This is a genomic window from Pseudoalteromonas sp. Angola-30, assembly GCF_028599215.1.
GTDB lineage: Bacteria > Pseudomonadota > Gammaproteobacteria > Enterobacterales > Alteromonadaceae > Pseudoalteromonas > Pseudoalteromonas atlantica.
Genome location: NZ_JAQREI010000003.1, coordinates 380,421 through 396,330, shown reverse-complemented (window position 1 = coordinate 396,330; position 15,910 = coordinate 380,421). Strand labels below are relative to the sequence as shown.

Here is a 15,910-nt window from a genome sequence, read left to right as displayed (position 1 = left end):
CCCGTCGTGACAGGCCGGTATTCTAACCAACTGAACTACCACTCCGTATTGGTAGGTGCATGGGGTGATGCACTTACTAATTTTTTTACGATATCAAATGGCGGAGTGGACGGGACTCGAACCCGCGACCCCCGGCGTGACAGGCCGGTATTCTAACCAACTGAACTACCACTCCGCAGAGATATCATATTACTTGTCATTACTAAATTTGTTGGCGGAGTGGACGGGACTCGAACCCGCGACCCCCGGCGTGACAGGCCGGTATTCTAACCAACTGAACTACCACTCCAGCATACAAATTTTGTAACATAACAGTGTTTAAATAGTGGCGGAGTGGACGGGACTCGAACCCGCGACCCCCGGCGTGACAGGCCGGTATTCTAACCAACTGAACTACCACTCCAGCGCGTATTTAAACTGTTATTTTTTCTTATTGGCGGAGTGGACGGGACTCGAACCCGCGACCCCCGGCGTGACAGGCCGGTATTCTAACCAACTGAACTACCACTCCATAATAAGAATATGTTTTACAACCATATGTTGTGTAAGTGTTGGCGGAGTGGACGGGACTCGAACCCGCGACCCCCGGCGTGACAGGCCGGTATTCTAACCAACTGAACTACCACTCCAGCGTCTACTTACAAATTGTCGAAAATTGGCGGAGTGGACGGGACTCGAACCCGCGACCCCCGGCGTGACAGGCCGGTATTCTAACCAACTGAACTACCACTCCGCATTTTCGTTTCTGCTTAGGTCTCCCTTTGCAGCGGCGTGAATAATACGAATCAGCCCCTACTTCGTCAAGGGCTTTTTTGTTTTTTTACAGGTTTTTTAGTCATCTGACATCGAAAGGTTTAAAATTTCACCTGATTTGTCACTTTTTGAGCCATTTTTGCCGACTTGATTTTTTTCTGCATCGGCGTTGCTCTCATCGTTTACTTTCTTTTTGTTTAAAAAAGGCAGTTTAAAGTTAAATTTGATTGGCTTTTTCTGTACAAAAATACGAATTGCTAACCACCCTAACAATAAAATGAGCAAATTACAGCCCACGATTAAAGTCACTAATGTAGAAGTGGCCATTTTTTCTTCAACGGGTTCAGCTTCCAAGGCCAGATTTTGATCAATAAGCGTAGCAGGGTCTATTTCGGGCACTGCTTCTATTGGCCTTTCTATCTCAAATTTGTATGTTGGTATTGTGGCCATGAACTCACGACCGTTTATATTAGTGCCAAAAACAGACAGTTCAACGCTGTATCTTCCCCAATCATAGTTTTTAATTGCTAGTTGGCGTGTATCACCCGCTTGCGCGTCAATTGTAAACATTTGCTCTTCATTGTTAGGGTAATAAATTTTTCCCTGCACAATAACGGTTTCGGGTTTAACTATGTTGCTATCTATATTAATAGTTAGCTGGTGATCGTCAGTATCAAGCTCTGCCAGTGCGACCTCAGATTTAAATGGCGGTTCATGCACAATGATAGGGTTTTGCACAATGCGTCGCTGTAATAAGGGGGTCGCTATATAGAGTTCTGGTGTCCACTGCCCTGCAGGAAAGTCTAATTTAAATTCGCCAGTAAACACTCCATCGTTAGGGCGTTCATCAAAGCCGCGGCCATCGTCTTTAAATTCGGCAACTTCTTGAGTGCCTGCACCAAAGTTTGCATAGCTTTCATCGTTGGTACTTACAAAGTCAACGTTTAGGCTAACTACATCTGTGAATAAGTTAGCATCGATAGGCTCATCATCATTTAAAATTTCGCCTGTTATTTTTATTGTCTCGCCTCTAAATAACATAGGAGGTAATGGCTGTGCTTTTAAAGACACTTCCCCTAACACCACAATGCGGCTGTCGGGCAAAATGCGGCCAATAACTTGCCATGGGCCAGCCATCGGTTTTTTTATGGTGATTAAGTCGTAACTAAGCTCATCAAACCAATCGAGGTTGGGATCTTTAACGGCGTTAGTGGCAAAGTACTTGCTGCCATCGGGCCTGACTAAAATAACCGCGGGCGAACCTGGCTTTCTAAAAAATAGTAAGGTTATTTCGTCTAATTGGCTGTCTATACGAAAACGGTTATCTAGCAGCGGTATTTCATTTTGTTCGTCGTCGCGTTTAAGCAGCTCTACTTGCTTAACGGCAAACGCACTGGCGCTAAACAGTGAGGTGGCGCACAGTACAGTTATAAAATACATCGTTTTCATAGTTGGCCTTATTCAGCGCGCCATAAACAGTGGCCGCCTTCTTTGTCTATAAGATCGAGTCGTGCTTCGTGTGCGCTTTGCTCAGCGTCGTTTGCGCGCAATACAACTAAAGGTGCTCGGTCACTACTTAAGCGTCTTATGCCACCAGTCTGTTGCTCGCTGCCGTCATCTTTATTTTGGTTTAAGTTTAGCTTGGTTTGCCCGCCCGTCATGGCTAAGTAAACATCGGCTAAAATTTCAGAATCCAGTAATGCGCCGTGTAATGTTCGTTTTGCGTTGTCTATATCGTAACGGCGGCACAAAGCATCTAGGTTGTTCTTTTGACCAGGATGCAAGTCACGCGCCATTTTAAGGGTGTCGAGAACTTGGCAGTACTCGTGCGTATTTGGGTAGCCTTGGTTAAGCAGCGCAAACTCGTTATCCATATGGCCCACATCGAACGGGGCGTTATGTATTACAAGCTCTGCACCTTTAATGTAGTCAAAAAACTCTTGCGCTATATCGCGATAAAGTGGTTTATCACGTAAAAACTCGTTGGTAATACCGTGAACATCTATTGCTTCTTCTTCAATGCTGCGTTGTGGGTTAATGTAAACATGAAAATTATTACCGGTTAAACGTCGGTTTATTAATTCTACACACCCAATTTCTATAATGCGGTGCCCCTGTTTGGGGTCGATGCCGGTGGTTTCTGTATCTAAAACTATTTGTCTACGTGCCATATCGAATTTAGCCTGACTCTGGTATCTTTCTATAATCACTTTATTGTACATAATATCAAGGTAAAACAGTGCAAAAAACCGTAGAGATTTACACCGATGGCTCATGTTTAGGTAATCCGGGCCCTGGTGGTTATGGTATTTTTATGATTTATAACGGCCACGAAAAAAAATTAAGCCAAGGGTATAAGCTCACCACAAACAACCGTATGGAAATGCTCGCTGCCATTGTTGCCCTTGAATCACTCACCCGCCCTTGCACCGTTAACCTCACCACAGATAGCCAGTATGTTAAGCAGGGTATTGAGTCGTGGATTGCAAATTGGAAAAAACGGGGCTGGCAAACTTCGGCAAAAAAGCCGGTTAAAAATGTTGATTTATGGAAGCGACTTGATAGCGCTTGTAGCGAGCACACGGTTACATGGAAATGGGTAAAGGGACATAGCGGGCATAAATATAACGAAATAGTTGACGATTTAGCACGTGACGCTGCAGGCAGTAGCAACCTACTTGATGATGTAGGGTATCAGCCTTAACCCGTTAAAGCTTTCGCACTTTTTAATGCCATGAGTGTAAGGCTCATGGCTGGGTTAAAAAGTGCCTACTTACATTTTTTAACTATTATTATTTTTTTGCTCACACTGTTTAAAGTGCTGCTTTGAGGTTTGCCTAAGCCCTGCCCCTTTTACAGGTGAAAACTGCGGCCTTGCATGCCACTTAGGTTTTATAGGCGTAAGCGGAGCCACGCGTTTTCGCGCCACCAGCATATACACACTCCCCATAGGTTTTAAATACTGTTTGGCAAAGCTGCGCCAAAATGCAAACCGCGAAAGCCTGTTACCCCGCGCAAGAGATGAGTAAATAAAGCGCTCATCGCTAATAATTTCAAACCCCAATAAATTAAGCCAATCTTTTACCCGCGCAGGCGTAAAAAAACGCCCCGTCCACGGCAGCTTTTGGCCGCTAAAGGGCAACATTTGCGCCAATCCACATAAACTAAACGGATTAAATCCGGTTATAACAATGTAACCACCGGGTATAAGTGTGCGATGCGCCTCGCGTAATATGTGATGTGGGTCTGAGTGATACTCTAAGCAGTGGCTTAAAATACACGCATCAACACTGTGCTCATAAAAAGGCAGTTCGTCTATATCGGCTATTACACCTGTGTAAGGCCCCTCTTCGGCAACACATACTTGGTGTTTTATAGTGCTTACGCTGGTATTAAGCTCGCCACTTAAATTCCCTAATTTAAGCATATGGTAACCAAACATACGCGGCAGCCATTGATCCATTTTTTGTTCAATGTCAGCACGTAAATAATCCCCATGAGGGAACTGCTGCCATGACAGCGGTTTGGGTCCTTCTTGAAAACTAAGGGCTGGTTTCATTTTTATAGCTCGTTATACTAGGTGTTACCCGTCACTTTATAGAGCAAATTAATATGGTGCAAGTTAAAGCAATTAAAGCATTTTCTGACAATTATATTTGGTGTTTAACTACCCATAATAGCGACCTAGCGTGGGTGGTTGACCCGGGCGACGCCCAGCCCGTTATGGCGCATTTAGCAGAGCATAACTTACAGCTTGGTGGCATTTTAATTACCCATCATCACAGCGATCATACCGGTGGCGTAGCCGAGCTTGTAAAACAGTTTTCTAACATTGCAGTGTACGGTCCTATAAACAGTCCGTTTGCGGGGATCACCAATACACTGTTTGATGGCGATAGCGTTGAGGTATTGGGTACGCGTTTTAACATTTTTACCACCCCTGGCCATACGCTTGATCACATTTGTTATATTCATGAAGAGTTGGCTTTTACAGGCGATACGCTTTTTAGTGGGGGCTGTGGGCGATTATTTGAAGGGACGCCTGAGCAAATGTGGGAGTCGTTTAATAAGCTGCGTGAGCTACCTAAAGCCTGCAAAGTGTATTGCACGCATGAATATACGCAAGCCAATTTAGCATTTGCAAAAGCCGTTGAGCCGCGTAACCCTGAGCTACTCCAATACAGCGATAAAGTAGATGCACAGCGTGCTAAGGGCGAAATTACACTGCCAAGTACAATAGGCCAAGAGCTTAAAGTTAATCCGTTTATGCGCAGCGACCTACCTACTATTACAGAATTAATTCCAAAAGAATTTGTGTTGGTTACAAAAAACAATGAACCATGGGAAAACTTTGCAAGTCTGAGACGATTCAAAGACAACTTTTAGTTAAGATATGTTGACCTGTTGTAATTAATTTTGCAGCATCGTGGTTAGGTATATCCTAGGTAAAACCATTGGTTTAAAAATAGCGAATGGTTTTATCAACATGTTAAAGTTGGTCGTTAAGTGGCAATGTTGACTCATAACGGGTAGTATTCGCCGAGTTTTTTTACCTGATGTATTGGTATATATGAATAAATCTCCTCTATTAATTGCCTTGGCGCTTGCGCTAAGTGGTTGTCAAACATTAACAACCGTAGATTCAGACGCACAAGCTGCTACCCAAGCAAATAAGCGCTTAGAAGGCGCAAGCCCTAACGATATTAACAATGCATTGATGGTAAACGCCCAATATCAACACGTTGAGCAGAGCGAAGACGCCCCCGTTTTTGACGATGTGTGGGAGCGCATTCGCTACCAACTGTCTATTGATGTACCGCAAAACCGCCCTGTTGTTACCGAGCGTAATTACTATGCGCGTCATCAAGCTTATTTAGACCGCATTTCAAAACGCGCAGAACCTTACTTACACTTTATTGTTGAAGAAGTAGAAAAGCGCGAAATGCCTATCGAAATCGCCCTTTTACCTATTGTAGAAAGCGCGTTTGACCCATTTGGCTACTCTAATCGCAGTGCTTCGGGTATTTGGCAATTTATGCCAGCCACTGGCGAGCGTTTTGATTTAAAACAAAACTGGTGGTACGACGGACGACGCGACATAGTGCAATCTACGCGTGCTGCCCTTGATTACTTATCGTATTTACACAAAACCCTTGAAGGCGATTGGTTAAACGCCATTGCGGCTTATAATTCAGGCGAAGGGCGTTTAATGCGTGCGATTAAGAAAAATCGTAAAAAGCATTTACCAACAGACTTTTGGTCTCTCGACTTACCAAGCGAAACCACCGCGTATGTACCAAAGCTTTTAGCCCTTGCCGATTTATTAAAACGCGCTGATGAGTTTAATGTAAAGTGGAAACCGGTTATCAACGCGCAAGTTGTAGAAGTAGTTGATGTAGGCACGCAGATTGACTTAGCACTGGCCGCAGATATGGCCGATATGACTCTTACTGAGCTATACAGGTTAAACCCAGGCTTTAACCGCTGGGCGACCGACCCTAACGGTCCGCACTTTTTACTATTACCCACCGATAAAGCGGAACAATTCAGCCAAAAGCTGGCGCAAACCGATGTTAAAGACCGCTTACGCTGGCAGCAGTACACTGTGGCAAGCGGAGATAGCCTATCGGTTATTGCTAAAAAGTTTACCACCAGTACCAGTGCTATTCGCTCGCTTAATAAATTAAAGTCAAACACCATACGTATTGGCCAACAGTTATTAGTACCCTTAACCGATGGCGCAATTAATAGCGAACATTTACCTAAGCAAATGCGTTTAGCTGCTAATAAAGCCACCCGTACTAAGCTGTCGCACACGGTTAAAAGTGGCGACACCCTGTGGGACATTAGTCGCGAATACGATGTCACCATGGATGAGTTGGCCTCGTGGAATAAACTGAAGAAAAACTCAGTATTGCGCTTAAATCAAAAGCTCACTGTTTATAAATCAGCGAGTAAACCACAAGCAACTGCAAGTACTAATCGCACCATTACGTACAAAGTACGCCGTGGTGACTCGCTTGCACGTATTGCGTCTAAATTTAATTTAACCGTAAACGAAATTATTAAGTGGAATAACTTAGCCGGCCAAAAGTATTTACAGCCAGGCCAAAAGTTAAAGCTTAAGGTTGATGTAAGAAGTAGTTAACCAACGGTTTAATAATTAAAAAAGGAGCGCATGCGCTCCTTTTTTTGTACATATAAGCAGTTAATACCAATTCGCTTAATTAAATGCTCTATTTTGAGGCCGGAAAAACGTGTTAATAGCTAGGCAATAAATTCGCTATTTAGTTGTTCTCGGCAATTGCTCCTGCATGGCTCTACCTTCTGCATCCATCAGTCGTAAATGAGCATTTTTTAACGCAGCTAGCGACACGTTTAACCCCGCAAAATGATTAAGTATTATTGCGCATTGGTGTTACTAAGCTGGTAATTTTTCAAGCCATGCTTTTAACCACGGCTCTGCTACAGGCCATGGCTCAAAGTCTTCGCAGGCATCTATTTCTAAACGGTTTCCTACCGGCTTAGCTTGCAAGTCACGTAGTAGCTCATCAAAGCTGCGCCCTGCACCGCAAAACGTATCGCCGTAGCATCTATCGCCCATGGCTATAACACCAAATGGCTTATCAGTTAGCATCGGAAATGTGCTGTTCATAGCAAAGTAGAGCCCAGCTAAATTGCTAGGTACATCGCCTTGCCCTGTGGTAGAGGTAACAACTAATATATGTGAGGCGTTTTTTATATCATCAAGTGAGGCCTCACTAATAACGCTCGCAGTGTGCCCCGCTTTTTCAATTGTATTTGCAACGTCGTAGCTTAAACGTTCTGCGCCGCCGTTAACGCTGCCTACAAAAATACTAATATGTGCCATTAATAATCCTTTTCTTGCTGTGGCCAACCTAGTTGCTTACATATACTAAGCATGTCTTCACCTAGTGGCGCTTTAATTACGATGGGTTTATGCGTGTAAGGGTGCACAAAACTAAGCTGCGTTGCAAATAGCATTAACCGCCGCAGTGCAAAATGCTCCCTAAAAAATTGATTATGCTGGTTATCACCATGATTTACATCACCAATAATAGGTATTGATAAATGATTAAGGTGGCGCCTAATTTGATGCTTTCGCCCTGTTTTTGGAAAACACTCTACGAGCGAGTAACGCACCGTGGGGTATTTACCAATAGGAATTGGTAGCGTGGCTTGATGCAGACAATTAAATTGTGTTTGCGCCGCTTGTGGCGCTTTATCTTGCGTGGCAAATTTGTCAGCTATTTTATCAAGCTCTTCTTTTAACGGTTTATCTAAAAACACCGATTCAGGCGCAAAACCACGTACAAGCGCTAAATAACGTTTTGTTATAGTGCCTTCAATAAATAGTTTGTTCATGTCTCGGGCAGATTCTGAACTTAAAGCAAATAGCAGCACACCTGATGTTGGTCTATCTAGCCTGTGCACCGGAAATACATGTTGCCCTAATTGGTCGCGCAGCATTTGCATTGCAAACTGGGTTTCGTGTTTATCTAAAAAAGAGCGATGAACCAATAAGCCTGCGGGCTTATCTATGGCAACAAAGTATTCGTCTTGGTAAAGAATATTAAGCTCGCCGTACTCTATAGGTTCACCCTTTTCAGTCATGGGGTTTACCTAAAAAAGCATCAAGTTCACTAAGTAGCGTTATAATTTCGCCGCTGCCGGTTTTACCCACTAACGCCATTTCTGCCATAGGCGCAATGGCAAAATTTTGCGGCAATGGTTGGCTGAGCGTTATTAATTGCTGCATTTTTTCAATAAATACAAACTGTAACCATTGCTCAAATGCCATAGTATCGTGACAAAAAGGCACTTGAGATTGTAAATTATGCGCCTCTATTGGCGTGCTTTGCCACAACTTATGTTTTTTTAAAAGTATGCTTAATTGGTTTAAATAAGCCTGCGTTTGCTGATACATAACCACTCTTCTTTTTACGTTATAGGGCAATTATACCCTGTTCCCTCAATGCCTGCTATGGCGTATAATTGAGGCAATTTTGCAGTAAAAACAATTGAGATAACGATGAGCGAACACATAGCGACACTTGGCCAACTTTTAGATGGCGCCGGTACACAATGGCGTGCTTTTGATATTGGCAGGCATATTACTAAGCTTGATAAAAAACAGTTTTTAGCTATTGAGCAAGCGCAAGTTCCTTATCCTTATCCGCTTGCGGGGCATGCATGGCTGGCTATTCAATTTTGGGATAGCAAAGCAAGTAAAGAACCTTATGTATGGTTTTTAAAGTTTCCACTTGATGAGCAAAGTAAATTAGTGAGCGCGAGCCGTGATCATTTCGCTAATATGGTAATTGAAGCCCTAGGCAGCGAAATAACCGGCGAGCAAGCCGATGGTAAGCTAGATAATAACCCTTATGTGTTTACCCCTAATGCAAATAAATTAGCGGCTTTTAACGCCCAACTTAAAGTATTGTTAAAGCAACCAGCCTCTAAATATTACGAGCACACGCAGCTGTACTTTAGTGGCACTTTAGGTTTTGATGATTGGCAAAGCGTTGCGCTACAAGGTATTGCCGATTTTGCACTGCGCTTAAATAACGACAACAACTTAGCAAACTTGCAAAAAGCTTGGCCGCATTTACCACTAGAGGTATTGCAGCCTTTGAGCGCCATGCTTGAGCATGTTGAAATACCGCCATCACTCAGTGAGCTTTTAGTCGCCTATGGCCACACTGCCATTGAAAATAACGATACAATTGCACTAACTGCCGCACTGCGCTCACTTTCAAAAGGCCAAGCGCAAGGGCTCTGTACACAACTAGTAGATGCTGCATTAAGCTCATCTGTTGGCACTGATTCAGATGTACTTTTAACGATTGCAGGGCGATGCTTTTCTCAACTAGAAGAGCCTGAGCGCTTACATATTTTTATGGATAATTGTGCACACCACCAGCAAATTGCCGAGCTATTTCCCAGTATCTTTGCTGATTTAGTTGCAATACCCACTATACGCCCACACTTACTAGGCTTATTACGTAAAGAAAACCGCAGCGAAACGCTCGCTCGCGCAATTGGAAGGTTGTTCTCTTAATGGCTACTTTGTGGACGTTTATCGCCATTGGCGCTGTAATTTACTTATTTTGGCTAAACCGAAAAGTAGCAGAAGCTGCTAACAGTCATGCCGCGCGCCAAGCTGAGCAATTACAGGTTCAGTTAATGAGCGTAGCGTGCACAAAACGCCGCTTTGGCATTTTAAAAAATGGCAAACCGGGGATCAAAAGCGAATTTATGTTTGAGTTTTCAAGTGATGGCGAAAATGCCTATCAAGGTATTTTAATTATGGAAAATGAAATGCTAAAAAGCGTTGTTGTGCCGCCACACAAAATTTAACTCTAATCGTTAAAACCGGTGGGGTTAAAATGAAACCACTAAAATAAGTTAATACATAAAACTAAGGCGTAACAAAAGTTACGCCCCACTCTTACAGCATCCTGCTTGTTATCCTTGACCCAAAATCCGTATTATCATCCCCTGAACGAGTAAACAACCCTATTTACCCTCAAAATTGCATCCTGCAAAATCCATAACCATCCTGGCTAACCCACGTAAACTAACGCTTGGCTACTTACTGTAGCATCATCCTTGGTCATCCTTTTAAGTAGCTCCTGCCACTTTAAATGCATCCTGCATTTTCCACTTGCCGCCTTGGCCATCCTGCGTAAACTAACGCTCCTGCTACTTCCTGTAGCCTCATCCGTAAATATCCTTAAGTAGTTCCAACTACTAAGCGCTTCATGCACTTCCTAGTTCGTCCTTGCGTCCTTTTTAACTTGTCCTTTATGCTTCCTGCTAGCATCTGCTATGTTGCCTATTCCGTATCCTTGGCAGTAGCTTAGTCATTAAGCTATGTCGTCTTGACAAGTTAAATACTACGCGAGTTTGGGTTTCATCCCACTAGGTAAACAAAATTAATTTTTCGTAATATATATGAAAAAATATAAAATCCTATACTAAACAGCATCTTCCCATATTAAAGCTGCATTTATGAACGACCATAACTGATAATGCGCACGTCAATGTAAGATATATCTCACGGGTATATGTCCGTAATGGCGCTTATCGCTTACAGACTTACTTTGTATATGGTTTAAAAAGAAGCTCTCCGGATACTTTATTAAAGGCAAGTGCTTTAAAAGTGCTAAATCCTTCTGATTTAAAAAATATATTATGCTCTTGGCGTGTAACAAAAACGGCAAGCCCTTTAGCCCCTGTGTTTTTAGTTGCTAAATCATCTAAGCCTCGTAACAGGTAGCGCCCAAGCCCGTGGCCTTGCACGTGCGGGTCTACCGCAATAAACGCTAAATAGTAGTAATCGCCAATCTCATTAAGCGCAGTGCGTATTGTTTGCTCTTTTTCTATTAGTTGGTTGGTTTGCAAATACCCAGCGCTCAGCATTAACTTTAAGCGCCAATGCCAATAACGCTCTGGTTGTAATTGGCTGCTTGACTCAAATACACACGCCACTGCTTTTAATTTATCATCGCGGTACAAGCCTATTAATGGCAGTTTTTCTTGCCAAAAAGCACTGAGCTCTTCGCGTATCACTGAGCGTAATTTTTTCTCGTAGGCAGCTATATTATGTTGATCATAACCTAATAAATTTTGAAGTAGCGGATCATCATGATAGGCCTGATAGATTAAACTCCCTGCAGTGCTTATATCTTCAGGGGCAAGGTATTGTACGCTTAATGTGTGCTCATTAGAGGTGACTGTCATTGTGTATCCTTTTTGCTTTACTACCCTCAACGTTGCCAAACTATTTACCGTATATAAAGTAATTAGCAATTGTATGGCGAAAATGTTTATCTATACTGCAAGTTAACTATATACCTAAAGCAAAAATACCGTCAATTCAGCGAGAGTTTAACTAGCAAAGCCTATAGTCTGGCTCTAAGCTTGGTTTAATTTAATCAGATGGAGTAATAATATGGATACGACAAAACACGATATGAAAACGTTGTTTGCACAATTGGGTTTACCTAGCTCAGAACAACAGATTGACGATTTTATTGCTTCTCACTCACTAGAAGACACAACGCTTTTACAACAAGCTCCTTTTTGGGATGAATCACAGCAGCATTTTTTAGCAGAATCGCTAGCAGAAGATGGCGCGTGGAGCGAAGTAATTGATGAACTTGATGTGAGGCTTCGCCAAGAAGGTAAGTAATACTAATTTGCTTAATTATGCGACCTATTTTGAGGCTCGATAAACGTGTTTATAGCTAAGCAAAAATTAACTATTTGCTTGTTCTAGATGAAAAGTTTTTAACACAGGTAGCGACCCGTTTAGCCCCGCAAAATGATTAAGTATTATTGCGAATTGGTATAATCCCCCCTCTGCTTATACCAAGGCTTTATGCGCCTTGGTATTGTTGCTACTATAGCACCCGCGCAGCAAACACTTGCTGCGCTTATATATTAAAGAGTTACAAATCTAATGAATGCAGTTGTATTTGATGCAATTAAAGTCCTTCTTGATGAAGGCAAAACCCCTACTGTTGCCCTAACTAAAAGCCGTTTAGCACAACCTGTGCCTATGCCGGTTATTATTGCCGCAGTAAGCCAATATAAAAATAATCCTGATTCAATTCATAATTTAATGAAAAACCCTGAGCAGAGCATCGTTGAGCCTAAAACATCTCAACTCGATCGCATTGAGAAAAAACTCGATAGGTTGCTAGCCCTGTTAGAGCAAAAATAATTTGAGACTATAAATGTTCGTTGTTGATTTAACGTTTGACTGCTACCAAGACACCACCCTAGAGCACGCCGAGCAAGCCATTAACCGATTAGTTAATGCACTGCGTTTTAATGGCCAAATTATGGGGGAAGAATTCCCAACTGTACTAAAAGATGGCTATTTTATTACCCGTGTAATGTGCCCAACCGAAGACGCCATGCACCCATTAAATAATAGCCCTTTTGTAAAACACAGTATTGAGAAGCTGCACAGTGCAGGTTTACTTGCTCCTAAAATAAAAGTTATTGGCCAAGACATTCACTCAAACGGTGCCGATACCTGTAAATCGCCTTCAAGCTATATTTTATACACAACCTATGTGCATACCTGTAGCCCACTGTATTGTGGTGATGACTTTTTACCTGTGCCATTGTTTACTATTCCGGCCATTGCTAATGGGGATTATAAAACACTCATAAAATGGCAAGAAGATTGGCAAGCCTGCGATCAAATACAAATTAACGGCGCTACTCGGTGCGAATTTCCAGCGCTTGAAGAAATATCAAGCACACAAAGCGACTTATATCGCCGCGGTAAAGACATTGCTAAACGTATTCGCTTTTTAACTCAAAAACCGGTTTATTATTATTTATACCGTGTAGGCGGTGTAGATAAAGCCTCAGAACTTGAGCGTAAATGCCCTAGCTGCAATAGTGAGTGGAAATTGCCAGAGCCGTGGTTTGGGTTATTTGATTTTAGGTGTGAGCCGTGTGGGTTGGTATCTAATGTTTCGTGGGATTTTCAGTAACTAAAAGCCTGCACTTTGTAAAATAAAGTTACACACCTTATACAAAATCAGCTTAATGCATTGCACTAAGCTGATTTTTTAATGCTCAATTAAATTAAGTAAAAGCGGCGAGTAAAGCTACAATATCGTTACTTTTTTCTGTAATAACTAAGCAACCTTTAACGCGTCTTGCAAAGGGCTTATCCTGCACAATAATTAACGATTACTGCACATTGGTTTAATTAATCTAAACCTCAAGCGCTTTTAAAAAAGATTCTATATTGGGTGCAAGTACATGATGCGGCTTTTTACCTACGTACTCTAAACATACCTCACCGGTATTTACCTGCACGGTAACCAGTAAGTCATCTTGCTCAGTTAAACCAATGAATAGGGTTTCTGGCTGTTTTAATTTTCGTTTCATTAATACATGACCGGTAATATTTTGTTGCAGCAGGTCAAAATCATCTTTATTCCAAGCTTGTAATAACTCCACACGGTGACCATCTATACTAGCTAAAATGCTACCGCCATACATGTGCCCATAAAACTCATCAACCCCTGCTGGGAAGCTCAGCTCAAGCGCGTTAGCTAAATCTGATAACGAACCTGCGGGGGTTTGCAAAGCACTTTTCCATTGAATATTGCCTTGTGCGTCTACCTCGCCAAACTCGCAAGGGCTAGGCCATTGTTCATCGTGTGCCATAAGCGGATATTTAGCGGTGTTTTTAACGGTTTTTTCACAAAATTGCGTGTGAAGTTGGGCCATTTGCATTGCAACAGACATACTGCGAAACTCATTTAAATTAGATATAATGTCCCTATTGTAACTATTTAAGAGCAAACATGACAGATTACAGCAATTCTCCAGACCTTAAAGGTAGTGTGTTAGGACAATCTACTGAATACGTAGATGTATATTCGCCTAGCTTGCTTTTTCCTATTGCCCGCAAGTTAAATCGTGATGCTTTAAATATTGACGAAGCCGAGTTACCCTTTAAAGGCCAAGATATTTGGACAGGTTATGAGCTTTCGTGGTTAAACGCTAAAGGTAAACCGCAGGTTGCCGTGGCGCTGTTTACTTTTGCGTGCCAAAGCAGCCATATTATTGAGTCTAAGTCGTTTAAACTTTACTTGAATAGCTTTAATCAAACCCGCTTTGAAAGTATTGAGGTGGTAAAACAGCATTTAATTGAAGACTTATCAAATGCGGTAAATAGCGATGTAGCGGTAACGTTATACGCACCTGATGACTATAACTGCTTACCTTGCACGCCATTACCAGGGCAATGTATTGACGATTTAGATATTGAAATAGATAACTACGATATTGACGCCTACTCACTTAAATCAAAAAGTGACACCCTGGTTACTGAGACCCTGCATAGCCATTTGCTTAAATCTAACTGCTTAATTACCTCGCAGCCAGATTGGGCCAGTATAATTATTCGTTACACTGGTGAGCAAATATGCCATGAGGCACTCTTGCGTTATTTAATTTCATTTAGAACCCACAATGAGTTTCATGAGCAATGTGTAGAGCGTATTTATAGTGATTTAACCACGCAGCTAAACATTAAAGAGCTTGAAGTCTATGCGCGTTATACACGCCGCGGTGGGCTGGATATAAATCCGTATCGTTCAACGCACTATAACGATACGCCTTTTGCGGTAAAAATTAATCGCCAGTAATACCAATCGACTTAAATATCACCATAAAAAAGGAGCTTAAGCTCCTTTTTTATACCCGTTATAAGCTAGTCAATGCGCTTAGTCGGAATAGGCATTGCGCACACATCAATATAATTATGGGCGTATACAAACCAAGGTTCGGTACGATTTTTTCGCGCCTCAATCAATTCTCTAAATGATTGCGAGTCTGTTTTCATAACATTAAAGGTGCTTTTATCACGCTTAATATCGGCTAATACCTCAATGTTTGTAATTGGGTTAAATGGCGTATTAGCAACAGGCTTACGCTGTAAACGATTAAAGTGCTGCATACCTTCAAGCACTCTTCCAAATACGGTAATATTTTTATCAAGGTAGCGCGGACCTTGGCCAATGGTGACAAAAAATTCAGTGCTTGCACTATTTATCTCATTGCCACGCGCCATGGCAAACACACCGTGGCAATGTACCTGCCAAGTTTGTGTATTAGAGGCGTTTTGTGCGACAGCAAAACCGTTTAAAAACCCCGTTACAGGCGCGTAACCATCGCCTTGTAGCTCTGTAATTTTAAGCGGCTGTGCGGTGCTATGGTAAAACTCTGCAGGCACAGTTTTATTAGCCGTTTTAATTGCTTTATTGCCTGAGCTGTCGCCTCCTTGTGCCACAAACCCTTCAACAAAACGATAAACACGGGTATTTTTATAAAAGCCTTCTCGTGCAAGTTGTTTTATGTGCGCAGTATGTTTAGCTGCAAGCTGTGGGTTAAGCTCAACATAAGCCGCCCCTGTAGGCAGCGTAATTTTTAAAACATTTTGCCTGTCTACATTTCGCCATTCGTGCGCTTTAGCATGCTTTATTACCTCGCTTGCGCTACGGATTGGGGTTTGTTGAGTGCCCGCGTGTTGCTCTGTGTATTGGGCGCAGCCAGTTAATCCTGTTATTAGTGCTGCTAAATATAATCCTTTCAT

General features: G+C 42.3%; 18 protein-coding genes and 6 tRNA genes. 9 read left to right on the top strand and 15 right to left on the bottom strand.

Features of this window, described 5'->3' with window-relative positions; genetic code table 11:
• Positions 1 to 98: 98 nt before the first annotated feature.
• The 8 genes from PSH54_RS07130 to dnaQ all read right to left on the bottom strand — a co-directional run bounded on the left by PSH54_RS07130 (position 99) and on the right by dnaQ (position 2,924).
• Positions 99 to 175: transfer RNA gene (locus PSH54_RS07130), tRNA-Asp, on the bottom strand.
• 37 nt (positions 176 to 212) lie between these two features.
• Positions 213 to 289, bottom strand: a tRNA-Asp gene (locus PSH54_RS07125).
• Positions 290 to 326: 37 nt separating this feature from the next.
• Positions 327 to 403: transfer RNA gene (locus tag PSH54_RS07120), tRNA-Asp, on the bottom strand.
• A gap of 31 nt (positions 404 to 434) precedes the next feature.
• A tRNA-Asp gene (locus PSH54_RS07115) sits at positions 435 to 511 on the bottom strand.
• Between the two features lie 41 nt (positions 512 to 552).
• Positions 553 to 629 (bottom strand) — tRNA-Asp (locus tag PSH54_RS07110).
• A 27-nt stretch (positions 630 to 656) separates the two neighbouring features.
• Positions 657 to 733, bottom strand: a tRNA-Asp gene (locus PSH54_RS07105).
• Between the two features lie 98 nt (positions 734 to 831).
• Entirely contained in the window at positions 832 to 2,202 is a 1,371-nt protein-coding gene (locus PSH54_RS07100) for a TIGR03503 family protein (RefSeq protein ID WP_273605790.1), read from the bottom strand.
• A gap of 8 nt (positions 2,203 to 2,210) precedes the next feature.
• Positions 2,211 to 2,924 carry a DNA polymerase III subunit epsilon gene (gene dnaQ / locus PSH54_RS07095; protein ID WP_138579816.1) on the bottom strand — a complete coding sequence of 238 codons (714 nt, stop codon included), beginning with the start codon at positions 2,922 to 2,924 and terminating at the stop codon, positions 2,211 to 2,213.
• Between the two features lie 68 nt (positions 2,925 to 2,992).
• Here dnaQ and rnhA point away from each other — a divergent pair, with 68 nt between their 5' ends.
• Positions 2,993 to 3,457 carry a ribonuclease HI gene (rnhA, locus tag PSH54_RS07090; protein WP_004585980.1) on the top strand — a complete coding sequence of 155 codons (465 nt, stop codon included), beginning with the start codon at positions 2,993 to 2,995 and terminating at the stop codon, positions 3,455 to 3,457.
• 78 nt (positions 3,458 to 3,535) lie between these two features.
• Here the strand turns inward: rnhA and PSH54_RS07085 are convergent, their stop codons facing one another.
• Complete coding sequence (locus PSH54_RS07085; RefSeq protein ID WP_004585979.1) at positions 3,536 to 4,312, bottom strand: class I SAM-dependent methyltransferase; 777 nt, start codon at positions 4,310 to 4,312, stop codon at positions 3,536 to 3,538.
• A 53-nt stretch (positions 4,313 to 4,365) separates the two neighbouring features.
• Between PSH54_RS07085 and gloB the strand changes: the two genes are divergently transcribed.
• Positions 4,366 to 5,139: a hydroxyacylglutathione hydrolase gene (gene gloB / locus PSH54_RS07080; RefSeq protein ID WP_273605788.1), complete on the top strand. Its 774-nt coding sequence runs from the start codon at positions 4,366 to 4,368 to the stop codon at positions 5,137 to 5,139.
• 184 nt (positions 5,140 to 5,323) lie between these two features.
• Positions 5,324 to 6,901: a lytic transglycosylase gene (locus PSH54_RS07075; RefSeq protein WP_096041966.1), complete on the top strand. Its 1,578-nt coding sequence runs from the start codon at positions 5,324 to 5,326 to the stop codon at positions 6,899 to 6,901.
• 273 nt (positions 6,902 to 7,174) lie between these two features.
• Here PSH54_RS07075 and PSH54_RS07070 read toward each other — a convergent pair whose 3' ends face one another.
• Genes PSH54_RS07070 through PSH54_RS07060 form a run of 3 tightly spaced genes read right to left on the bottom strand, consistent with a single transcriptional unit; the run spans position 7,175 to position 8,701 of the window.
• Entirely contained in the window at positions 7,175 to 7,624 is a 450-nt protein-coding gene (locus PSH54_RS07070; protein WP_024033689.1) for a flavodoxin, read from the bottom strand.
• Entirely contained in the window at positions 7,624 to 8,388 is a 765-nt protein-coding gene (truC, locus tag PSH54_RS07065) for a tRNA pseudouridine(65) synthase TruC (protein ID WP_273605786.1), read from the bottom strand. The genes PSH54_RS07070 and truC overlap by 1 nt, the downstream gene beginning before the upstream one ends.
• Positions 8,381 to 8,701 carry a YqcC family protein gene (locus PSH54_RS07060; RefSeq protein WP_273605784.1) on the bottom strand — a complete coding sequence of 107 codons (321 nt, stop codon included), beginning with the start codon at positions 8,699 to 8,701 and terminating at the stop codon, positions 8,381 to 8,383. Before PSH54_RS07060 ends, truC begins: the two co-directional genes overlap by 8 nt.
• A gap of 105 nt (positions 8,702 to 8,806) precedes the next feature.
• Between PSH54_RS07060 and PSH54_RS07055 the strand changes: the two genes are divergently transcribed.
• Together PSH54_RS07055 and PSH54_RS07050 are read left to right on the top strand one after the other, a co-directional pair.
• Positions 8,807 to 9,835: a DUF3549 family protein gene (locus PSH54_RS07055; protein ID WP_004585973.1), complete on the top strand. Its 1,029-nt coding sequence runs from the start codon at positions 8,807 to 8,809 to the stop codon at positions 9,833 to 9,835.
• Entirely contained in the window at positions 9,835 to 10,134 is a 300-nt protein-coding gene (locus PSH54_RS07050; RefSeq protein ID WP_004585972.1) for a DUF3301 domain-containing protein, read from the top strand. Before PSH54_RS07055 ends, PSH54_RS07050 begins: the two co-directional genes overlap by 1 nt.
• Positions 10,135 to 10,875: 741 nt before the next feature.
• Here PSH54_RS07050 and PSH54_RS07045 read toward each other — a convergent pair.
• On the bottom strand, positions 10,876 to 11,520 hold the full coding sequence (locus PSH54_RS07045; protein WP_273605782.1) for a GNAT family N-acetyltransferase: 645 nt from the start codon (positions 11,518 to 11,520) through the stop codon (positions 10,876 to 10,878).
• A gap of 211 nt (positions 11,521 to 11,731) precedes the next feature.
• On the opposite strand from PSH54_RS07045, the gene PSH54_RS07040 reads away from it, so the two are divergent.
• The 3 genes from PSH54_RS07040 (at position 11,732) to PSH54_RS07030 (ending at position 13,292) form a co-directional block, all read left to right on the top strand.
• A complete protein-coding gene (locus PSH54_RS07040; RefSeq protein ID WP_004585970.1) occupies positions 11,732 to 11,971 on the top strand; it encodes a DUF2789 domain-containing protein in 240 nt (79 codons plus the stop codon).
• A gap of 270 nt (positions 11,972 to 12,241) precedes the next feature.
• Positions 12,242 to 12,505: a hypothetical protein gene (locus PSH54_RS07035; RefSeq protein WP_004585969.1), complete on the top strand. Its 264-nt coding sequence runs from the start codon at positions 12,242 to 12,244 to the stop codon at positions 12,503 to 12,505.
• Between the two features lie 13 nt (positions 12,506 to 12,518).
• Positions 12,519 to 13,292: a Zn-ribbon-containing protein gene (locus tag PSH54_RS07030; protein ID WP_004585968.1), complete on the top strand. Its 774-nt coding sequence runs from the start codon at positions 12,519 to 12,521 to the stop codon at positions 13,290 to 13,292.
• A gap of 226 nt (positions 13,293 to 13,518) precedes the next feature.
• Here the strand turns inward: PSH54_RS07030 and syd are convergent, their stop codons facing one another.
• Positions 13,519 to 14,058 (bottom strand): SecY-interacting protein, encoded by a 540-nt coding sequence (gene syd / locus PSH54_RS07025; protein ID WP_138579822.1) that lies wholly within the window; start codon positions 14,056 to 14,058, stop codon positions 13,519 to 13,521.
• Positions 14,059 to 14,117: 59 nt separating this feature from the next.
• Here syd and queF point away from each other — a divergent pair, with 59 nt between their 5' ends.
• A complete protein-coding gene (queF, locus tag PSH54_RS07020) occupies positions 14,118 to 14,963 on the top strand; it encodes an NADPH-dependent 7-cyano-7-deazaguanine reductase QueF (protein WP_055255227.1) in 846 nt (281 codons plus the stop codon).
• A 65-nt stretch (positions 14,964 to 15,028) separates the two neighbouring features.
• Here the strand turns inward: queF and PSH54_RS07015 are convergent, their stop codons facing one another.
• Positions 15,029 to 15,910: a peptidylprolyl isomerase gene (locus PSH54_RS07015; protein ID WP_273605778.1), complete on the bottom strand. Its 882-nt coding sequence runs from the start codon at positions 15,908 to 15,910 to the stop codon at positions 15,029 to 15,031.